Annotated in this window: 17 protein-coding genes, 1 tRNA gene and 1 pseudogene; 12 read left to right on the plus strand and 7 right to left on the minus strand. The window is 74.3% G+C overall.

The genetic code is table 11. The features are described 5' to 3' along the window. A complete protein-coding gene (locus tag J2S63_RS16935) occupies window positions 1-699 on the minus strand; it encodes a glycosyltransferase family 4 protein (protein WP_310304666.1) in 699 nt (232 codons plus the stop codon). 64 nt (window positions 700-763) lie between these two features. Then, window positions 764-1,126 (minus strand): annotated as a pseudogene (locus J2S63_RS21345) (glycosyltransferase); the annotation flags it as partial. A gap of 137 nt (window positions 1,127-1,263) precedes the next feature. Here J2S63_RS21345 and J2S63_RS16940 point away from each other — a divergent pair. After that, window positions 1,264-1,965, plus strand: coding sequence for a hypothetical protein (locus J2S63_RS16940; RefSeq protein WP_310304668.1), 702 nt, complete (start codon window positions 1,264-1,266; stop codon window positions 1,963-1,965). On the opposite strand, the gene J2S63_RS16945 is transcribed toward J2S63_RS16940, so the two are convergent. Beyond that, window positions 1,944-2,825: a hypothetical protein gene (locus J2S63_RS16945; protein ID WP_310304670.1), complete on the minus strand. Its 882-nt coding sequence runs from the start codon at window positions 2,823-2,825 to the stop codon at window positions 1,944-1,946. The two genes, J2S63_RS16940 and J2S63_RS16945, sit on opposite strands and share 22 nt — an antisense overlap. 38 nt (window positions 2,826-2,863) lie before the next feature. After that, entirely contained in the window at window positions 2,864-3,853 is a 990-nt protein-coding gene (gene ligD, locus J2S63_RS16950; protein WP_310304672.1) for a non-homologous end-joining DNA ligase, read from the minus strand. 128 nt (window positions 3,854-3,981) lie between these two features. Here ligD and mfd point away from each other — a divergent pair, with 128 nt between their 5' ends. The 9 genes from mfd to J2S63_RS16995 all read left to right on the plus strand — a co-directional run bounded on the left by mfd (window position 3,982) and on the right by J2S63_RS16995 (window position 15,017). After that, complete coding sequence (mfd, locus tag J2S63_RS16955; RefSeq protein ID WP_310304674.1) at window positions 3,982-7,578, plus strand: transcription-repair coupling factor; 3,597 nt, start codon at window positions 3,982-3,984, stop codon at window positions 7,576-7,578. A 47-nt stretch (window positions 7,579-7,625) separates the two neighbouring features. After that, window positions 7,626-8,327 (plus strand): hypothetical protein, encoded by a 702-nt coding sequence (locus J2S63_RS16960; RefSeq protein ID WP_310304676.1) that lies wholly within the window; start codon window positions 7,626-7,628, stop codon window positions 8,325-8,327. 4 nt (window positions 8,328-8,331) lie between these two features. Further along, window positions 8,332-8,958: a nucleoside triphosphate pyrophosphohydrolase gene (locus J2S63_RS16965; RefSeq protein ID WP_310304678.1), complete on the plus strand. Its 627-nt coding sequence runs from the start codon at window positions 8,332-8,334 to the stop codon at window positions 8,956-8,958. Between the two features lie 11 nt (window positions 8,959-8,969). Then, on the plus strand, window positions 8,970-10,631 hold the full coding sequence (locus J2S63_RS16970; protein ID WP_310304680.1) for a M15 family metallopeptidase: 1,662 nt from the start codon (window positions 8,970-8,972) through the stop codon (window positions 10,629-10,631). A gap of 152 nt (window positions 10,632-10,783) precedes the next feature. Beyond that, window positions 10,784-12,064 carry a phosphopyruvate hydratase gene (gene eno / locus J2S63_RS16975; RefSeq protein WP_310304684.1) on the plus strand — a complete coding sequence of 427 codons (1,281 nt, stop codon included), beginning with the start codon at window positions 10,784-10,786 and terminating at the stop codon, window positions 12,062-12,064. Between the two features lie 10 nt (window positions 12,065-12,074). After that, window positions 12,075-12,686 (plus strand): FtsB family cell division protein, encoded by a 612-nt coding sequence (locus tag J2S63_RS16980; protein WP_310304686.1) that lies wholly within the window; start codon window positions 12,075-12,077, stop codon window positions 12,684-12,686. Between the two features lie 3 nt (window positions 12,687-12,689). Beyond that, window positions 12,690-13,244 carry a DUF501 domain-containing protein gene (locus J2S63_RS16985; RefSeq protein WP_310304688.1) on the plus strand — a complete coding sequence of 185 codons (555 nt, stop codon included), beginning with the start codon at window positions 12,690-12,692 and terminating at the stop codon, window positions 13,242-13,244. Next, window positions 13,237-14,166 carry a Ppx/GppA phosphatase family protein gene (locus tag J2S63_RS16990; protein WP_310304690.1) on the plus strand — a complete coding sequence of 310 codons (930 nt, stop codon included), beginning with the start codon at window positions 13,237-13,239 and terminating at the stop codon, window positions 14,164-14,166. The genes J2S63_RS16985 and J2S63_RS16990 overlap by 8 nt, the downstream gene beginning before the upstream one ends. Beyond that, window positions 14,163-15,017 carry a uracil-DNA glycosylase gene (locus tag J2S63_RS16995; protein ID WP_310304692.1) on the plus strand — a complete coding sequence of 285 codons (855 nt, stop codon included), beginning with the start codon at window positions 14,163-14,165 and terminating at the stop codon, window positions 15,015-15,017. Before J2S63_RS16990 ends, J2S63_RS16995 begins: the two co-directional genes overlap by 4 nt. Here J2S63_RS16995 and J2S63_RS17000 read toward each other — a convergent pair. Then, the gene (locus J2S63_RS17000) at window positions 15,014-16,054 is read right to left on the minus strand and encodes a hypothetical protein (protein WP_310304693.1); all 1,041 of its coding nucleotides are present in this window, start codon (window positions 16,052-16,054) and stop codon (window positions 15,014-15,016) included. The two genes, J2S63_RS16995 and J2S63_RS17000, sit on opposite strands and share 4 nt — an antisense overlap. Window positions 16,055-16,138: 84 nt before the next feature. Between J2S63_RS17000 and J2S63_RS17005 the strand changes: the two genes are divergently transcribed. Together J2S63_RS17005 and J2S63_RS17010 are read left to right on the plus strand one after the other, a co-directional pair. After that, window positions 16,139-16,211: transfer RNA gene (locus tag J2S63_RS17005), tRNA-Leu, on the plus strand. Between the two features lies 1 nt (window position 16,212). Further along, a complete protein-coding gene (locus J2S63_RS17010) occupies window positions 16,213-16,884 on the plus strand; it encodes a hypothetical protein (protein WP_310304695.1) in 672 nt (223 codons plus the stop codon). On the opposite strand, the gene J2S63_RS17015 is transcribed toward J2S63_RS17010, so the two are convergent. Beyond that, entirely contained in the window at window positions 16,810-17,739 is a 930-nt protein-coding gene (locus J2S63_RS17015) for an oxygenase MpaB family protein (protein ID WP_310304697.1), read from the minus strand. The genes J2S63_RS17010 and J2S63_RS17015 overlap by 75 nt on opposite strands. 60 nt (window positions 17,740-17,799) lie before the next feature. After that, window positions 17,800-18,222 carry a TY-Chap domain-containing protein gene (locus tag J2S63_RS17020; RefSeq protein WP_310304698.1) on the minus strand — a complete coding sequence of 141 codons (423 nt, stop codon included), beginning with the start codon at window positions 18,220-18,222 and terminating at the stop codon, window positions 17,800-17,802.

Here is an 18,222-nt window from a genome sequence, read left to right on the forward strand (position 1 = left end):
TCAGGCCCGGCCCAGCAGCTCGGCGTACAGCTCGAGGACGCGGTCGGCGGCGCGCGGCTGCTGCGCGAGGTCGTCGCCGCAGGCCCACGCCACCGCCTCGGCCTCGGCGCGCGCGGCGGGGTCGGCGAGGACCTGGTGGAGGGCGCCGGCCAACGCGTCCGCGTCCTCGACGGGTACGACGACCCGGGCCGGCCCCCAGCCGCCCTCGCGGACGCCCTCGACGTCACTGGCGACGACGACCCGGCCCAGCGCACCGGCCTCGATCGGCACCAGCGACATCCCCTCGTAGCGGGAGGGGCAGGTGACCACGTCGGAGGCGACCATCCACGCGACCGAGGTCTCGCGCGGGGCGTCGCCGAGGAAGCGGACGTGCTCGACCCCGCGGGCCTGGCGGCGCAGCGCCTCCTCGTCGGGTCCGCCGCCGACCAGCACCAGGCGGGCCTGCGGCTCGGCCGCGACGACGGCGGGCCAGGCCCGGAGCAGCACGTCCTGGCCCTTCTGGTGCGCCAGGCGCGCGCAGCAGACGACCAGCTGGACGTCGTCGTCGACCTCGAGGAGCTTGCGCGCCTGTGCGCGGTCGACCGGGGCGCCGGCGCGCAGCGCCCCCACCTCGACGTCGTTGGGGATGAGCCGCAGGTCGCCGGTGATGCCGACCGCGCGGCCCTCGGCCCGCTCGGACTCGCTGACGCAGCAGGTCACCGACCAGCGCGACCCCAGCCGTTCCCACGCCTGGGCGGCGCGTCGGGTGCGGCCCTGCGCGGCGAGCCAGGACCACGCGTGGGGGGGTGTAGACGGTCGGCAGGCGGCCACGCAGGGCCAGGCGACCGGCGAGCCCGGCCTTGGCGCTGTGCAGGTGGACCAGGTCAGGTCCCCAGGAGCGCACCACGCGGCGCAGGCCCGCGACCTCGCGCGGCAGCAGGCGCGGGTCGGGCTCGCGCGCGGCGGGCCAGTCGAGGACCTCGACGCCGAGACCGCGCATCAGCGCGGCCAGGGTGCCGCCGGGGCACGCCACCGCGACCTCCCACCCGGCCTCCAGCTGGCGGCGGACGTAGTCGTCGACGACGTAGGGGACCCCGGTCTCGGTCGACTGGCTGACGTGCAGGACGCGTCGTCGCGCATGGTCCATGCTCGGCAGCTCCTCCACCCCCTGCACCTGTTCACCCGTGTCCCGTGCGCCCCAGCAATCGCAGCACGAAGGCCAGTATGACGACGCCCCCCTGGCTATGCTGCACCTTCAGGGAGTTGACGGGCGGGGAGGCCTCAGTGGACGACGCACGCGGGGGCGCACCCCGTCGCACCCTCTGGGTCGTCGTCGGGCTGGTGGGGCTCGTCGCCCTGACCGCCGGCCTCCTGATGAGCGCCCAGCCCCCGGCCTACACCTCGCACGCGGTCGTGTCCCTCGAGCCCAAGCCGGGCCGCAGCGTGCCCCCGGCCTCGACGATCAGCCTCCTCGCCGCGCCCTACGCCGCCTACGCCTCGGCGGACAGCACCTTGAAGGAGGTCGCCGACAGCGCGGGCCTGACCCTGGACGAGGTCCGCTCCGCGGTCGCGGTGAGCCTCCCCGCGGGCTCCACCAACGTCGAGGTCGACGTCACCGCCGGCACCTCCGCCGACGCGGTGGAGATCGCGGGCCGGGTGGCGTCCAAGGTCGCGACCTTCGCCGCGGACGACGCGGTGCTCCGCGCCGCGATCGCCATCCCGCCCACCGACCCCAAGCAGACCCTGGTCTCCCGTGCCCAGCCGGTCCTCGCCCCGCTCGGGCTGGGTCTCGGCGTGGCGCTCCTGGTGCTCGCCGTCTTCATGCTCTCCGCACCCGCCGCTCGCCGCCGCCTGGACCGACGCCGGTCGAGCCGGCCCGACCCGGTGGACGCCGAGGCCCCGGGGGACCCGCTGACGCCTGAGGAGCGCGTCGCACCGGCCGGACCCGTGGCCGGTCCGCGGGATCAGGGCGCCGACATCCGGTAGACGGGGCTCCGCTCGCCCTCGCTGCCCACCAGCACGTGGTCGCCGTCGCGTCCGAACGCCACCGACTCGCCCTGGGCCAGTGGTGGCTTGGGTCGTCGCACCGGGGAGGTGCCGCCGAGGTGGCGGTAGAACCACGCGTCGGCGTAGTCGACGAGGACGAACCGGCGGCCGTCGGGCGAGAACGACGCGCCGGTGACCACGGGGGGCGCCCACGCGACCCGGCGCAGCAGGTTGGTGCGCGTGCGCGAGAGCGTCTCGGGGGCGCGGTAGACCGCTCCGCCGGCGGAGTCCTTGGTGACGACGAACAGCCGCCCCGTCGTGGGGCGGACCATGAGCGCCTCGGCGTCGTGCCGGCCGTCGGGGTAGCGCAGGTCGAAGCGGGTCGCGTCGACCGCGCGGCCGGCCAGCGTCCGCGGCTCGACGAAGCGGTAGACCGAGACGTGCCGGCGGGAGTGGCCGTTGTCGCCGATGTCGCCCACCCAGATCTGGTGCCCCCGGCCGGCGGCGACGTCCTCCCAGTCGACGGCGGTCGCACCCCGCAGCCGCACCACCGCCCGCGTGCGTCCGTCACGGTCGACGGCGAAGAGACGGGGGAGGTCGCCGCTGTCGTTGTGGGTCCAGACCGTACGGCGGGGGTAGGTGCTCCGGGCCAGCCCCGAGGACTCGACGATGCGGGCGTCGAGCAGGCGCCGGTCCAGCCGGGCCTGCTGACGGGCCTCCTGACGGGCCTCCTGACGGGCCTCCTGACGGGCTTGGTCACGGGCTTGGTCACGGGCGGGGGTGACGGCGCCGGCGGTGGGTCCGACCGCGAGGGGCAGCGCGGCGAGGACGGCGACGGCGCCTCGGCGTGGTGCGCGCACGACGGGGCCTTTCGGTGGGGGTGGGGACCCTCCCGAGGCTACGCGTCCGGTCCGGCCTCCGGCTCCTCCGGAGGAGGCTCCTCGCCCTCGGCCTCGTCCCGCTCCGCCCACTCCAGCAGCGGGGCCAGGTCGAAGACCGCCTCGTCGATCCCCTCGTGGAGGTCGCCGAGCTCGGCGAACCGCGCCGGCACCGTCGCGATGGTCAGCTCGCGGGGCTCGACGTCGTCGACCTCGTCCCACCGGATCGGCGTCGACACGGTCGCGTCGGCGTTGCCGCGCACGGAGTAGGCCGCGGCGATGGTGTGGTCGCGGGCGTTCTGGTTGTAGTCGACGAACAGGGCGGCCGGGTCCCGGTCCTTGCGCCACCAGGTGGTCGTCACGTCGTCCGGTGCGCGGCGCTCGACCTCGCGCGCGAACGCGAGCGCTGCCCGGCGTACGTCGGGGTGGCCGTGGTCGGGCTGCACCCGCACGTAGACGTGCAGGCCGTTGCCCCCGCTGGTCTTGGGCCAGCCCACGGCACCGAGCTCGTCGAGCACCTCGTGGACCACGTGGGCGACGCGACGAACGCGGTCGAAGTCGCACTCCGGCCCGGGGTCGAGGTCGATGCGCCACTCGTCGGGCTTCTCCGGGTCGTCGCGGCGGCTGTTCCAGGGGTGGAACTCGACGGTCGACATCTGCACCGCCCAGATGACGGCCCCGAGCTCGGTGACGCAGAGCTCGTCGGCGGTGCGCTTGAACCGCGGGAAGAACAGCTCGACGGTCTCCACCCACGGCGGAGCGCCCTGCGGGAGCCGCTTCTGGTGGACCTTGGCCCGGGGGTCCCCGGTCACGCCCTTGGGGAAGCGGTGCAGCATGCACGGCCGCTCGAGCAGCGCGCGCACGATCCCGTCGCCGACCGAGAGGTAGTACTCGACCAGGTCGAGCTTGGTCCACCCGTGCTCCGGGAAGTACACCCGGTCGGGGTTGGTCACCTTGACCACGCGGTCGTCGACCTCGATCTCGACCGCCTCGCCGTGGGAGCTCGCCATGCACGCCACCGTAGACTGGGCCCACACCCCCTCCCGCGCGTCGAAGGGGGCTGCTGTGCTGTCAGCAGTGGGTGATCGAGCCGGCAGCACGGTGATCGAGCCGGTCGAGATCAGAGGAGCGACGTCGCATGGGCCTGTCAGGACTGGCCGAGTGGGTGCTCAGCGAGCCGGTGCTCGCGGGGGCGCTGGAGCACGCCGCGAGCACCCGCACGCTCGACCTGACCGGGCCCGCGGCGCTGCGGCCCTTCGTGGCCAAGGGGCTGGTCGACGCGGGCCGCACGGTCCTGGCCGTCGCCGCCACGACCCGTGAGGCGGAGGACCTCGTCGAGGGGCTCGGCAGCCTGGTCGACCCGCACCGCGTCGCCATGTACCCCTCCTGGGAGACGCTGCCGCACGAGCGGCTGTCCCCGCGCAACGACACCGTCGGCCGTCGCCTCGCGGTGCTGCGCCGCCTCGCCCACCCCGGAGACGACCCGACCACCGGACCCCTCTCGGTCGTCGTCGCCCCCGTCCGCTCGTTGCTCCAGCCGCAGGTCAAGGGGCTGGCGGACCTCCGGCCCGTCGAGCTCGTCGCGGGTGGCCGGGCCGACCTCGACGACGTCGTCGCCCGGCTCGCCGCCGCGGCGTACACCCGGGTCGACCTGGTCGAGCGGCGCGGCGAGTTCGCCGTCCGCGGCGGCATCGTCGACGTCTTCCCGCCCACGGAGGAGCACCCGCTGCGCGTGGAGTTCTGGGGCGACGACGTGGAGGAGATCCGCACCTTCGCCGTCGCCGACCAGCGCACGCTGGACAAGGTCGAGCGGCTCTGGGCGCCACCGTGCCGCGAGCTGCTCCTGACCGACGAGGTGCGCGAGCGCGCGCGGCGGCTGGGGGAGCAGCACCCGGTGCTGCGCGAGATCACCGACAAGATCGCCGAGGGCATCGCGGTGGAGGGCATGGAGTCCCTCGCCCCGGTGCTGGTCGACGAGATGGAGCTGCTCGTCGACCTGATGCCGGAGGACACCCACGTCCTCGTCATGGACCCCGAGCGGGTCCGCAGCCGCGCCCACGACCTGGTCGCGACCAGCGAGGAATTCCTGGCCGCGTCGTGGGCGACCGCGGCCACGGGCGGCCAGGCGCCGATCGACCTCGGCGCCGCGTCCTACCGCAGCATCGGCGACGTCCGCGGGCACACGCTCGAGTCGGGGCGCGCCTGGTGGAGCCTCAGCCCGTTCGGCCTCGACACCGACCCGGTGGTCGAGCCTGTCGAGACCACGGACGTGATCTCGACGAGCTCGATCACCAGGGGGGGCGTCGAGAGCCGCAGCATCGGGTTCCGGCCCGGCACCGTCTACCACGGCGAGGTCGACCGGGCGGTCGCCGACATCCGCGCCTGGCTCGCCTCCGGCGGGCGCGTGGTCACCGTCTACGAGGGTCACGGGCCCGCCCAGCGCATGGTCGAGCTGCTGGGCGACGCCGACGTGCCGGCGCGCTTCGACGAGCACGTGGACTCCACCGCCGACGTCCCCGGCGGAGTCGCGGTCGTGACCTGTGGCAACCTCGCCCACGGCCTGGTCGACGAGACCCGGCGGCTGGCGCTGGTCACCGGGGACGACATCGTCGGGCAGCGGTCCTCCACCAAGGACATGCGCAAGATGCCCGCGCGCCGCAAGAAGCAGATCGACCCGCTGGAGCTCAAGTCCGGCGACTACGTCGTCCACGAGCAGCACGGCGTCGGCCGCTACGTCGAGATGAAGCAGCGGGTCGTGCAGGGCGCCACCCGCGAGTACCTCGTCCTGGAGTACGGCGCCTCCAAGCGCGGCGCCGCTCCCGACAAGCTCTACGTCCCCACCGACCAGCTCGACCAGGTCACGAGGTACGTCGGCGGCGACATGCCGAGCCTGGACCGTCTCGGGGGCGGGGACTGGGCCAAGCGCAAGGGCCGCGCCAGGAAGGCGGTCAGGCAGATCGCCGCCGAGCTGATCAAGCTCTACGCCGCCCGGCAGGCCACGCGTGGCCACAAGTACGGTCCCGACTCCCCGTGGCAGCGCGAGCTCGAGGACGCGTTCCCGTTCACCGAGACCCCCGACCAGCTGAGCACCGTCGAGGAGGTCAAGCGCGACATGGAGCGCGAGGTCCCGATGGACCGGCTGGTGTGCGGCGACGTGGGCTACGGCAAGACCGAGATCGCGGTGCGCGCGGCGTTCAAGGCGGTGACCGAGGGCAAGCAGGTCGCCGTCCTGGTGCCCACCACCCTGCTCGTGCAGCAGCACTTCTCGACGTTCGCCGAGCGCATGACCGGGTTCCCGGTCAACCTCAGGGGCCTGAGCCGCTTCCAGACCGACAAGGAGGCCAAGGAGGTCCTCGAGGGGATCAAGGACGGCAGCGTGGACATCGTGATCGGCACCCACCGCCTGCTCAATCCCGACATCGCCTTCAAGGACCTCGGGCTGGTCATCGTCGACGAGGAGCAGCGCTTCGGCGTGGAGCACAAGGAGAAGCTGCTCCAGCTGCGCACCTCGGTCGACGTCCTGGCGATGTCCGCGACCCCGATCCCTCGCACCCTGGAGATGGCGGTGACGGGCATCCGCGAGATGTCGACGATCACGACGCCGCCGGAGGAGCGGCACCCGGTGCTGACCTACGTCGGCGCCTACGAGGACCGCCAGATCGTCGCCGCGATCCGACGCGAGCTGCTGCGGGAGGGCCAGGTCTTCTACATCCACAACCGGGTGCAGTCGATCGAGAAGGCCGCCGCGCGCATCCGCGAGCTCGTGCCCGAGGCGCGGGTCACCACCGCGCACGGCCAGATGGGGGAGCACGCCCTCGAGCAGGTGATGGTCGACTTCTGGGAGAAGCGCTACGACGTGCTGGTGTGCACCACGATCGTCGAGTCGGGCCTCGACGTCTCCAACGCCAACACGATGGTCATCGAGCGGGCCGACACCCTGGGCCTGAGCCAGCTGCACCAGCTGCGCGGGCGGGTCGGCCGCAGCCGCGAGCGGGCCTACGCCTACTTCCTCTACCCGCCGGACAAGCCGCTGACCGAGACCGCTCACGAGCGGCTCGCGACGATCGCCCAGCACTCCGACCTCGGTGGGGGCATGGCGATCGCGATGAAGGACCTCGAGATCCGCGGTGCGGGCAACCTGCTGGGCGGTGAGCAGAGCGGCCACATCGCCGACGTCGGGTTCGACCTCTACGTCCGGCTCGTCGGCGAGGCGGTCAACGAGTTCAAGGGCGACGGCACCCCGGAGCCGGCCGAGATGCGCATCGAGCTGCCGGTCGACGCGCACCTGCCGCACGACTACGTGCCGAGCGAGCGGCTGCGGCTCGAGATGTACAAGCGGCTGGCCGAGGTGCGCACCGACGACGACGTGGACCTGCTGCTCGAGGAGATGCGCGACCGCTACGGCGACCCGCCGTCCGCGGTCGCGAGCCTGCTCGACGTGGCGCGCTTCCGCGCCCGCTGCCGCCAGGCCGGGCTGACCGAGGTCACCGTGCAGGGCACCAACGTGCGCTTCGCCCCGGTGGAGCTGCCCGAGTCGGCGCGCCTGCGGCTGCAGCGGCTCTACCCGCGCAGCCTGGTCAAGGAGGCCGCCCGTACGATCTTGGTGCCCCGGCCCAGGACCAAGCCGGTCGCGGGCGAGCCGATCCGTGACGCCGAGCTCCTGGCCTGGTGCCGCGAGGTGGTCGACTCGGTGATCGACCGGGCGCCCGTGGCCGCCGCCACGCCGCGCACCTGAGGCCCCGCATGCTTGCCCTGCCGCCGCAGACGAAGGAGAGTGCCCCCGTGCTGTCATTGGTCGAGTCATCCCGCCGCCGCCTCGCGGTCGTCGCCGTGCTCGTGCTCCCCCTGTCCCTGTCGGCCTGCGGCAACGGGGTGGGCCCCGGTGACGCGGCCGAGGTCGACGGCCACGCGATCAGCGTCCAGCAGGTCGACGACCTGGCGCGCGTGATCTGCGCGACCCAGGGCGGCCAGCAGGGCCAGGGCGGCAAGACCCCGACGGCGTCGGTCCGTGCGATCGCGCTCAACGTGCTGATCGGCATCGAGGTGGGCGCCGGCATCGGCGACCTGGGCTCGGTCGACCAGCAGCAGGTCTCGCAGAGCGTGCAGTCCGCCGCCCAGGCGCGGGCGATGGTCGACGAGGCCGACCGTGAGCTGTTCGACCGCGTGGTCAAGGACTCGACCCGGTCCCAGCTGGTCCTCGACGCCGAGGCCGCCAAGCGGCTGCAGGCCTCGGGCGGCGACCCCACCGACCAGAACGCCCTGCAGGCCGAGGTCGCCAAGGTCCAGGCCGACTACGTCAAGGGAGCCGACGTCAAGGTCGCGCCCCGCTTCGGTCGGATGCAGGACGGTCAGCTCGTCGCCGGGGACGGCTCGTTGTCGGTGCCGGTGTCCAAGGGTGCGCTGGCCTTCAAGGGCGGCTCCTCCGACGACCCGTTCGGCACCGCCAGCACCGCGGACTTCCCTGCCTCCCAGCGCTGCAGCTGACCCGGTGGGGTCCGAGGCGGCGGGGACCGAGCCGGCCCTGCTGCGCCTGGTCGAGGTGATGGACCGGCTGCGTCGCGAGTGCCCGTGGGACCGCGAGCAGACCCACACCTCGCTCACGCGCTACCTCCTCGAGGAGACGCACGAGGTGCTCGAGGCGATCGACACCGGCGACCTCGACCACCTGCGCGAGGAGCTCGGCGACCTGCTGATGCAGGTCTACTTCCACGCCCGCATCGCTCAGGAGACGCCGCGCGACCAGGGCGGCTTCGACCTCGAGGACGTCGCGGCCGGCATCGCCGACAAGCTCGTGCGCCGCCACCCCCACGTCTTCGCGGGGGTGGAGGTCGCCGACGCCGACGAGGTCGAGCGCAACTGGGAGGCGATCAAGGCCCAGGAGAAGCAGCGCTCCGGCCCGACCGAGGGCATCCCGGCCTCGCTGCCCGCGCTGGCCTACGCCGACAAGGTGCTCGGACGGCTCCACCGGCAGGGCGCCGACGTGACGCTCCCCGAGGACGCGGGGATCGGCGCTCGCCTGCTCGCCCTGGTCGCCGAGGCCCGGTCGCAGGGGCTGGACCCTGAGACGGAGCTGAGAGTCGCGGTGCGTCACCTCGTGGAGGCCTTCCCGGGGTGAGGATGGGCCCCATGCTCGGGACCCACTCCTCCTGGCGGCTGCTCGCCGCGCTCCTCCCCGGCCTGGCCCTCCTCCTCGGGGCCCTCACGGTGCCGGCGGAGGCGGCCACCGGGCCGACGCTCGCGCTGACCGGGCCCGCGACCGCGAAGCGCGGCTCCACCGTCTCGCTGCGCGCGACGCTCACCAGCGCGTCGGGTGCGCCGCTGGAAGGCCAGCCGGTCCGGCTCGAGACGGCCGACGGCACCACGGTCGCCACCGCGGACACCGTCGCCGACGGCACCGTGGTCCTGCGGGCGACCCTGGCCGCGACCACGGCCTTCCACGCCGTCCGGGACGCGGTCGGCGACGGGTCGGGCGACGGGGCCGCCGCCACCTCGAGCGAGGTCACCGTGCGCGCCTTCGACGCCCGGACGACGCTCGGCCTCACCGGACCGGCCTCCGGCTACGTCGACACCTTCCGCACCCTGACCACCACGCTCACCCGGCAGGACACCTCGGCCGGGGTCGCCGACGAGCAGGTCCGCCTCGAGCGACGGGTCGACGGGGTGTGGCGCCTCGCGCAGTCGGCGACGACGACCGCGGACGGCACGGCGACGTACTCCGTCAAGGTGCTGCCCGGCGACAACACCTTCCGCACCGTCTACCCCGGCCGCTCCGACCGCCCCGACGGCACCGACAACCTGCTCGGCGCGCGGAGTGCGGAGGTGACGCTGAGCGCCCTCAAGCGGGCGACCACGCTGAGCCTGACCGGACCGGGGCGCATCGTCGACGAGACGTCGGTGCTGCTGCGGCTGACCTGGAAGGCCGGCAACGGCACCGCCGTCCCGGGCCGGGTCGTGGTCCTCCGTCGCCTCGTCGGAGGGGACTGGGCACGGTACGACTCGGTCGCGCTCGGCTCCGACGGTGCGGCGAGCCTGCGCGTGCGACCACGGGTCGACAGCCGGTGGAGGGCGGTCGGGTCGGAGGGTCGCTGGTGGAAGGCCGACACCTCGGAGGTCCACGTGCTCGACAACGTGCCGCCGGGGTCGCCGGTGGTCTACCCGGCCGCCGCGCCGCGCCCGGCGATCCGCATCGCGCCCAACGCGCGCGCCACGGGGGCCGGCGCCAACCCGACGGTCGGCCGCCTCCCCGACGCGATGTGGCGCACGATGGTGGGCCGCACCTGGCACTCCGGCTGCCCGGTCGGTCGCAGCCAGCTGCGGGTCGTGCGCGTCAACTACTGGGGGTACGACGGCTACCGCTACCGCGGCGAGATCGTGCTGCGCGACTCCGTCGCCGACCGGGGCGCGACGATGTTCGCCTCGATGTACCGCCAGCGGCTGCCCATCTTCCGCATGTTCCGCGTCGACCGCTTCGGCTGGAGCTCGACGCTGCACGGCGGCAACGACTACAGGTCGATGCGGGCGGGCAACACCTCGGGCTTCAACTGCCGTGGCGTGACCGGCAACCCCAGCGTCACCTCGCCGCACTCCTACGGCCGCTCGATCGACCTCAACACCTGGGAGAACCCCTACCGCTCCCAGCAGGGGCTCGTCCCCAACTCCTGGTGGCAGTACCACTCCCACCCGCGCATCGCCTGGCGCTCCCGCTCGCACCCGGTGGTGCGCACGATGGCCGCCCACGGCTTCCGGTGGACCTACGGCCTGGGAGACACCCAGCACTTCGACGGCTGAGCGGCTCGCGGTGGTCGAGCCCGCCCGCTGACCACGACCGTCGCGGTCCGGGGGCGGGTCGCCGCCGGGCGAGCGGCCCCGCGCGGTCTAGGCTGAGGCGGACGACGAAGGTCAGCAGGAGACCGGCAGCGAGCACGTAGGAGCGCAACACCGTGGCGGCGATCGAAGCAGTTGGAGCACGCGAGATCCTCGACTCCCGAGGCAACCCCACCGTCGAGGTGGAGGTGGCCCTCGACGACGGCACGGTCGCTCGCGCGGCCGTGCCCTCCGGCGCCTCGACCGGCGCGTTCGAGGCCGTCGAGCTGCGTGACGGCGGCGACCGGTACGCCGGCAAGGGCGTGACCAAGGCGGTCGACGCGGTGCTCGACGTGATCGGTCCCGAGCTGGTCGGCTTCGAGGCCTCCGAGCAGCGGCTGGTCGACCAGGCCCTGCTCGACCTCGACGGCACCGACAACAAGGCCAAGCTCGGCGCCAACGCCATCCTCGGCGTCTCGCTCGCCGTGGCCCGTGCCGCGGCCGACTCCGCCGACCTGCCGCTGTTCCGCTACGTCGGCGGTCCCAACGCCCACGTGCTGCCCGTGCCGATGATGAACATCCTCAACGGTGGCTCGCACGCGGACTCCAACGTCGACGTGCAGGAGTTCATGATCGCCCCGATCGGCGCGGCGACCTTCCGTGAGGCGCTGCGCCAGGGCGCGGAGGTCTACCACGCGCTCAAGTCCGTGCTCAAGCAGCGCGGCCTGGGCACCGGCCTCGGCGACGAGGGCGGCTTCGCCCCCGACCTCGGCTCCAACCGCGAGGCCCTCGACCTGATCGCGGAGGCGGTCTCCGCCGCCGGCCTCTCGCTCGGCACCGACATCGCGCTGGCGATGGACGTCGCGGCCTCGGAGTTCTTCGGTGACGGCGCCTACTCCTTCGAGGGCGGCCGCAAGTCGGCCGAGGAGATGACCACCTACTACGCCGACCTGGTCTCGGCCTACCCGATCGTCAGCATCGAGGACCCGCTGGACGAGGACGACTGGGAGGGCTGGAAGGCCGTCACCGACGCGCTCGGCAGCCGCACCCAGATCGTCGGCGACGACCTGTTCGTCACCAACGTCGAGCGGCTCCAGCGCGGCATCTCCGGCGGCCAGGCCAACGCCCTGCTGGTCAAGGTCAACCAGATCGGCTCGCTCACCGAGACCCTCGACTCGGTCGACCTGGCCCACCGCAACGGCTTCCGCTGCATGATGAGCCACCGCTCCGGCGAGACCGAGGACACCACGATCGCCGACCTCGCGGTCGCCACCAACTGCGGCCAGATCAAGACCGGGGCCCCGGCGCGGTCCGAGCGGGTCGCGAAGTACAACCAGCTGCTCCGCATCGAGGAGGAGCTCGACGACGCCGCCCGCTACGCCGGTCGCTCGGCCTTCCCCCGCTTCACGGCGGGCTGACGGCACTCCCATGGCGCAGCGCCGAGGATCCTCCGCCCGCCGGCCCGGTGACCTGGGTCGCGGCGCTCGAGCGCGCCCGACCGGACGTCCGGCCCTCGGCTACGGCTCGGCGGCGCGGGCAGGTCGCGCCCTGCGTCGCGGGGGTGCCGAGGTGGTCGCGCTCCGGTCCCGGCTGACCGGCCGGGCGGCCGTGCTGGTGCTCGTGGTCTGCGCGCTGCTGGTCTCCTACGCCTCCAGCCTGCGGGCCCACCTCGACCAGCGCAGCCACATCCACGCCCTCCAGCAGAGCATCGCCGACTCCCACCGCGAGATCGCCGCGCTCAAGCGCGAGAAGCAGCGCTGGAAGGACCCGGCCTACGTCGAGGCGCAGGCCCGGGCCCGCTTCGCCTTCGGCTTCCCGGGCGAGATCGGCTACCAGGTGCTCGACGACGACGGCACCCCGCTCGACGCCGGCTCGCGCCTCGACCGGCCGGCCGCGGCGTCCGGCGACGGGCGTCCCGAGTGGTGGCAGTCGACGCTGGCCAGCCTCGACGCCGCCGAGAAGCCGCCGCGCACCGAGCGCCCGGGCCCCGCCGTGATCAAGGCGCCGCCGGGTGACGCCCTGAGCGGCACCGGGGACTGAGCGTTGGGGGAGCCCCTGACCCCGCGCGACGAGGCGGTGGTCGCCGAGCAGCTGGGACGCGAGCCGCGCGCGATCCACGAGGTCGGTCACCGCTGCCCCTGCGGCAACCCCGACGTGGTGACCACCGAGCCGCGACTGCCCGGCGGGACGCCGTTCCCGACGACGTACTACCTGACCTGCCCGCGGGCCGCCTCCCTCATCGGCACGCTCGAGGGCAACGGCGTGATGAGCGAGATGACCGAGCGCCTGCGTGCCGACGAGGACCTCGCCGTGGCCTACCGCCGCGCGCACGAGGCCTACCTCGCCGCGCGCGCGGAGCTGGGCACCGTCCCGGAGATCGAGGGCATCTCGGCCGGCGGCATGCCCGACCGGGTCAAGTGCCTGCACGTCCTCGCGGGCCAGTCCCTGGCCCAGGGGCCGGGGGTCAACCCGCTCGGCGACGAGGTGCTCGAGCGGCTCGGCGCGTGGTGGGCGGCCGGTCCGTGCGTCTCGGTGGACGAGCCGTCCCCGGTGGTCGAGCCGTCCCCGGTGGTCGAGCCTGTCGAGACCCATGACTGAGCGTGCCGCCGGCATCGACTGCGGCACCAACACGATCAAGCTCCTCGTGGCCGACCTCGACCCCGACACGGGCGAGCTCTCCGAGCTGGTGCGGACCGCCCGGATGGTGCGGCTCGGCCAGGGCGTCGACGCCAGCGGCACGCTCCACCCCGACGCGCTGGAGCGGGTCCTCACCGCCGTCGACGAGTACGCCGGGCTGCTGCGCGAGCACGACGCCTCGCGCCTGAGGTTCTGCGCCACCAGCGCGGTGCGCGACGCGACCAACCGCGACGTGCTCGTCGACGGGGTGCGCGAGCGGCTCGGGGTCACGCCGGAGGTGCTGTCCGGCGACGAGGAGGCGCGGCTGTCCTTCGCCGGCGCGACCCGGGGGCTCGGTGACGTCCCGGCCCCGGTCCTCGTGGTCGACATCGGCGGCGGCTCGACCGAGCTGGTGCTGGGCCACGGCACGACCGTGGACGCCGCGCACTCGCTCGACGTCGGGTCGGTGCGGATGACCGAGCGCTTCCTCGCCACGGACCCCCCGTCGTCCGAGGAGCGCGAGGCCCTCGTGCGGTCGGTCGACGACGCGCTCGACACCCTGCCGGGCCACGGCGTCGACCTGTCCACCGCGCGCACCGTCGTGGCGGTCTCCGGCACCGGCCTCACCGTCGCGGCCGCGGTGCTCGACCTGCCCGCGCTCGATCGCGACCTCGTCGACCGGCGGGTGGTGCCCGTGGCCGGCGTCCACGAGGCCGCCGACCGGCTGGCCGCGATGACCGTCGCGCAGCGGCGCGCCCTGTCCTACATGCACCCGGGCCGCGCCGACGTGATCGGGGCGGGGGCGCTGATCCTGAGCCGGGTCCTCGCACGCGTGCCGGCCGACGAGCTGGCGGTCTCGGTCAGCGACATCCTCGACGGGATCACCTGGTCGGCGCTGTCGTGACCGACCCGCACCCGCACCCGCACGCCGACCCGCACCCGCTCACCGGCCAGGAGTTCGCCTCCCCGGTCCCGCCGGGCACGGGCTGGCCCGACGACCCCGCCGCCCCGGACACCCCGGTGGCCCACGACGCCGCGTCGATCGAGCACCTGGCCGCCTCGACGTCGCTCGAGGAGCTCACCGCCCGGGTCTCGGTCTGCCGCGCCTGCCCGCGGCTGGTCACCTGGCGCGAGGACGTCGCCGAGGCCAAGCGGGCGTCGTACTCCTCGGAGCCCTACTGGGGCCGCCCGATCGCCGGGTGGGGCGCCCCCGACCCGGCGGTCCTCGTGCTCGGGCTCGCCCCGGCCGCGCACGGAGGCAACCGCACGGGCCGCATCTTCACCGGCGACCGGTCCGGCGACTGGCTCTTCGCCGCCCTGCACCGCGCCGGCCTCGCCGCCCAGGCGACCTCGGTGCACGCCGGCGACGGCCAGCGGCTCCTCCACACGCGCATGGTGGCCGCCGTGCGCTGCGCGCCGCCGGCCAACAAGCCGACGACCGAGGAGCGCGACACCTGCGCGCCGTGGCTCGACCGCGAGCTGGCCCTGGTCGCGCCGTCGGTGCGGGTGGTGGTGTGCCTGGGCTCGTTCGCGTGGGAGGCGGGGCTCAAGGCCTACCGCCGCCAGGGCTACGACGTGCCGCGGCCCAAGCCGCGCTTCGGGCACGGCGCGGAGGTCCTCCTGACCGGGCCGGCCGGGCCGCTCCACCTGGTCGGCAGCTACCACCCCAGCCAGCAGAACACCTTCACCGGCACCCTCACCGAGCCGATGCTCGACGCCGTCCTGCTGCGGGTCCGCGAGCTCGCCGGTCTCTAGTTGCTCGGCACCGGCAGGCGTCGGTCGACGTCGAGCGCGAGGACGCCGTCCGCACCGAGGGCGGCGGTGTCGCGCGGGTCGACGCAGACCGCGAGCGCGGAGACCAGGTCGCGGTGGGTGGTGGTCAGCACGGTGACGAGCTGGGGCACCGCGCGGTTGAGCGCCTCGCTCTGGGACCCCGGCCGGCGCAGCTCCCGGACGGTCGCTGCGACCTTGCGCTGCAGCGGCGCGAGCGCGGTCGCCGCCAGCGCGCGGGTGCAGACCGGCCCGCCGCCCGAGGCCGCCGCGAGCGCCGCCTCGGTCGGCCGGAAGGTGCCCACCCAGGGCTGCAGGAGCCGGACCAGGCAGGCGGCGGTCCTGCCCGGCGGCCGGTTGTAGCAGCCGTTGTAGCCGGCGTAGAGCGTGCGCACCGCCTCGTCGTACGCCGTGACCGGCCCGGCGAGCGTGGCGGCCGCCTCTGGGGGGAGGTACGACGGGACGTCGGCCGTGCGCCTCCCGCGCAGCGCGAGGTGGCTGGTCCCGCCGAACCCGCAGCCGCGGAAGGCGTAGGCGACCCCGCCGCCGAGGGTGTCGCCGTCCTGGACCAGGCGGTAGCGCGCGGTCTCGGTGAACCGGCCGGGCCGGCTGCTGTTGGCGGTCTGCTCGCACGGGCCCGTGCGGCGGCGCTCGCCCGTGGCGAGCGTGTCCCCGGCCCGCAGGGCGACGGTGCGGCTCAAGGCGCCGGTGGAGACGCTGCCGCGCACCAGCAGCCGCTCGCAGGTGTCGTCGGCACAGCCGACCACCAGCGCCAGCCGGTCCCGCGTCCCGCGGGTGTTGCCCGGGCCGGTGAGGGTCGTGCGGTCGACCACCGAGGTGACGTCATAGGTGCCGACGAGCGGGTGGGTGGCCATCGTCGGGCTCGGGGACGCCGCGGGGGAGTCGGCCGTGTGCTGCCTGCTGTCCCCGCTGTCACCGCTGTCCCCGCTGTCACCGGTGCACGCGGCCAGGGTGAGGGCCGGCAGCACGAGGACCAGGGAGAGCACCCGGCGACGTCGCATGGCTCGATCGTGGCACGGTCCACCCCTCAGGGTGGAGCACCTGGGCCGGAAAGGCCGGGGGGTGTCGGCTACGTTGCCGGTGCCGCCCCCGTGGCCCAACGGCAGAGGCAGAGGTCTTAAACACCTTTCAGTGTGGGTTCGAGTCCCACCGGGGGCACGTGCTGACTCGCTCGCTGGTCCTCGCCCTCTCCGGGCCCCTCCTCGCCCACGAGGCGCTGCTGCGCGCCGCCTCGTCGTACGGCGCCCGCACCGTGCAGCTCGGCGTCAGCGACGAGCCGGTTGCCGCGGGACTGCGCCTGACGGTGCTCGACCCGCCCGTGGACGCGTTCGTCGTGGTGACCGGCGACGACGTGGACGGGACCGGCCTCGCCGCCGCGCTCACCGACCTCGGGCAGGTGGTGCGGGGGTGGTGGGCTGAGACCGCGGAGCCGCTCCCGCCCCGCGAGGTCCCCGACGGCGAGCGGCTGGACGCGCTGGCCAACGTCGCGGTGCTCAGGCGCCCGGCCGATCAGTCCGAGGAGGAGTGGGTCCGCTTCTGGAAGGACTTCCACACGCGGGTCGCGATCGAGACCCAGGGCTCGTTCGGCTACGTCCAGCACCGGGTCCTCGAGCCGCTCCCCGGCAGCCCCGAGGTGGCGGCGGTGGTGGAGGAGCACTTCCCGATGGCGGGGCTGGTCGACCTCCACGCGTTCTACGGCAGCGGGGGCGACGACGCCGAGCTCGGCCGCCGGCTGGAGCGCCTCATGGAGTCGGTCTCACGCCTCGGGGCCGACCGCGACCTGGACCTGGTCCCGACGAGCCGCTACCGATGGACCCTCGCCCAGCCCTAGCCGTGCCCAGGCCGCGTCGAGGCCCGTCCGGCCGCGCCGGCGGTAGGCGGCCCGGGCCGCGGGCAGCAGCCGCACCCGCTCGGGCAGGTGCGGCCAGGTGCGCGTGACGACCTTGCGGAACGCCTCGAAGCCGGCCCGCTGGGCGGGGGTCCAGGTGAAGCCGCACAGCTCGCGTGCCCGCGGGGGCAGCGCGCCGACCGCGACGTCGCGCGCCGGGATCCCGCCGACCCGGGTGGCGGCCACCCACAGCGCGCGCGGCAGGTGGTCCTGGCGCATCGACCAGGGCCGGTTCATGAAGTCGACGAGCCCCTGCGCCGCGGGGGTCAGCTCGAGGACGTGCTCGACGTGGTGGTCCCAGTACTCCACGAACGCGTCGTACGTCGGCGGGGCGACCCGCATGGTCAGGCCGTAGGCGCGCCACCACTCCAGGGTCTCGAGGTAGTAGGCCGACCGGCGGGCGTGGTCCATCGACCGGCCGCCGTAGAGGTCGTCGACGCGGAAGGCGACGTCGACGAAGGTCGCGTGGGCCCAGAAGAAGGTCTCGGGGTCGAGGGCGTGGTAGCGCGCGCCGCCGTGGGAGGCGGGCATCTCGCCCCTGATGTCGCGGTGGAAGTCGCGGACCCGGCGGGCCTGCTCGGGGTGCAGGTCGCCGTCGTAGATGATCGAGACGATCTGGGGCACCGAGCGCAGCAGCCGGTCCAGCGGCTCGTCGTAGAACGCCGAGTGCTCCTCCACGCCGCGCCCGAGGGCGGGGTACATCAGCTGGAGCAGGCCGGTGGTGCCGGCGCACAGGAAGCCCAGGCGGTCGCCGTACGACTCGTAGAGCACGGACCCGGGCCCGAAGGGCTGCGACATCCCGATCCCCCTCGAAGTGACGACAGGTGTTGTCAGTCTAACGAGGACGGCGCCCGGGCGTCACGGCTCCTCGCGGGTCAGCTCCACCTCGAGGTCCTCCAGCTCGCAGCCCAGCGCCTGCAGCGCCCGGACGGTGGCCAGGGCCAGCCGCGGTGCGCCGATCAGCTGGGCCTCGCGCTGGAAGGTGGTCAGCTCGGGCAGCCACGGCTTCTCCCAGCCCTGGCGCAGCAGGGTCGCTTCGGTCTCCTCGCTCATCTCCCACGCGCCGCCGATGCGGGTCGAGCCGACGCACTCGGCGACCAGGGCGTTCTGCGCGGCGGTGATCTGGACGTAGCGACGCGGCCCGGGCGGGGGCGGCTTGGGCCCGAAGAGCCGCTTGCGCGGCACCTCCCGGCGCTCGCCGATCACCAGCGAGTCGTGCAGGTCGAGGGCGAGGAGGGCGCCGACGAGACGGCGGTTGAGGTCCTCCCAGGTGCCGTGCAC

The organism is Nocardioides marmoribigeumensis, assembly GCF_031458325.1.
GTDB lineage: Bacteria > Actinomycetota > Actinomycetes > Propionibacteriales > Nocardioidaceae > Marmoricola_A > Marmoricola_A marmoribigeumensis.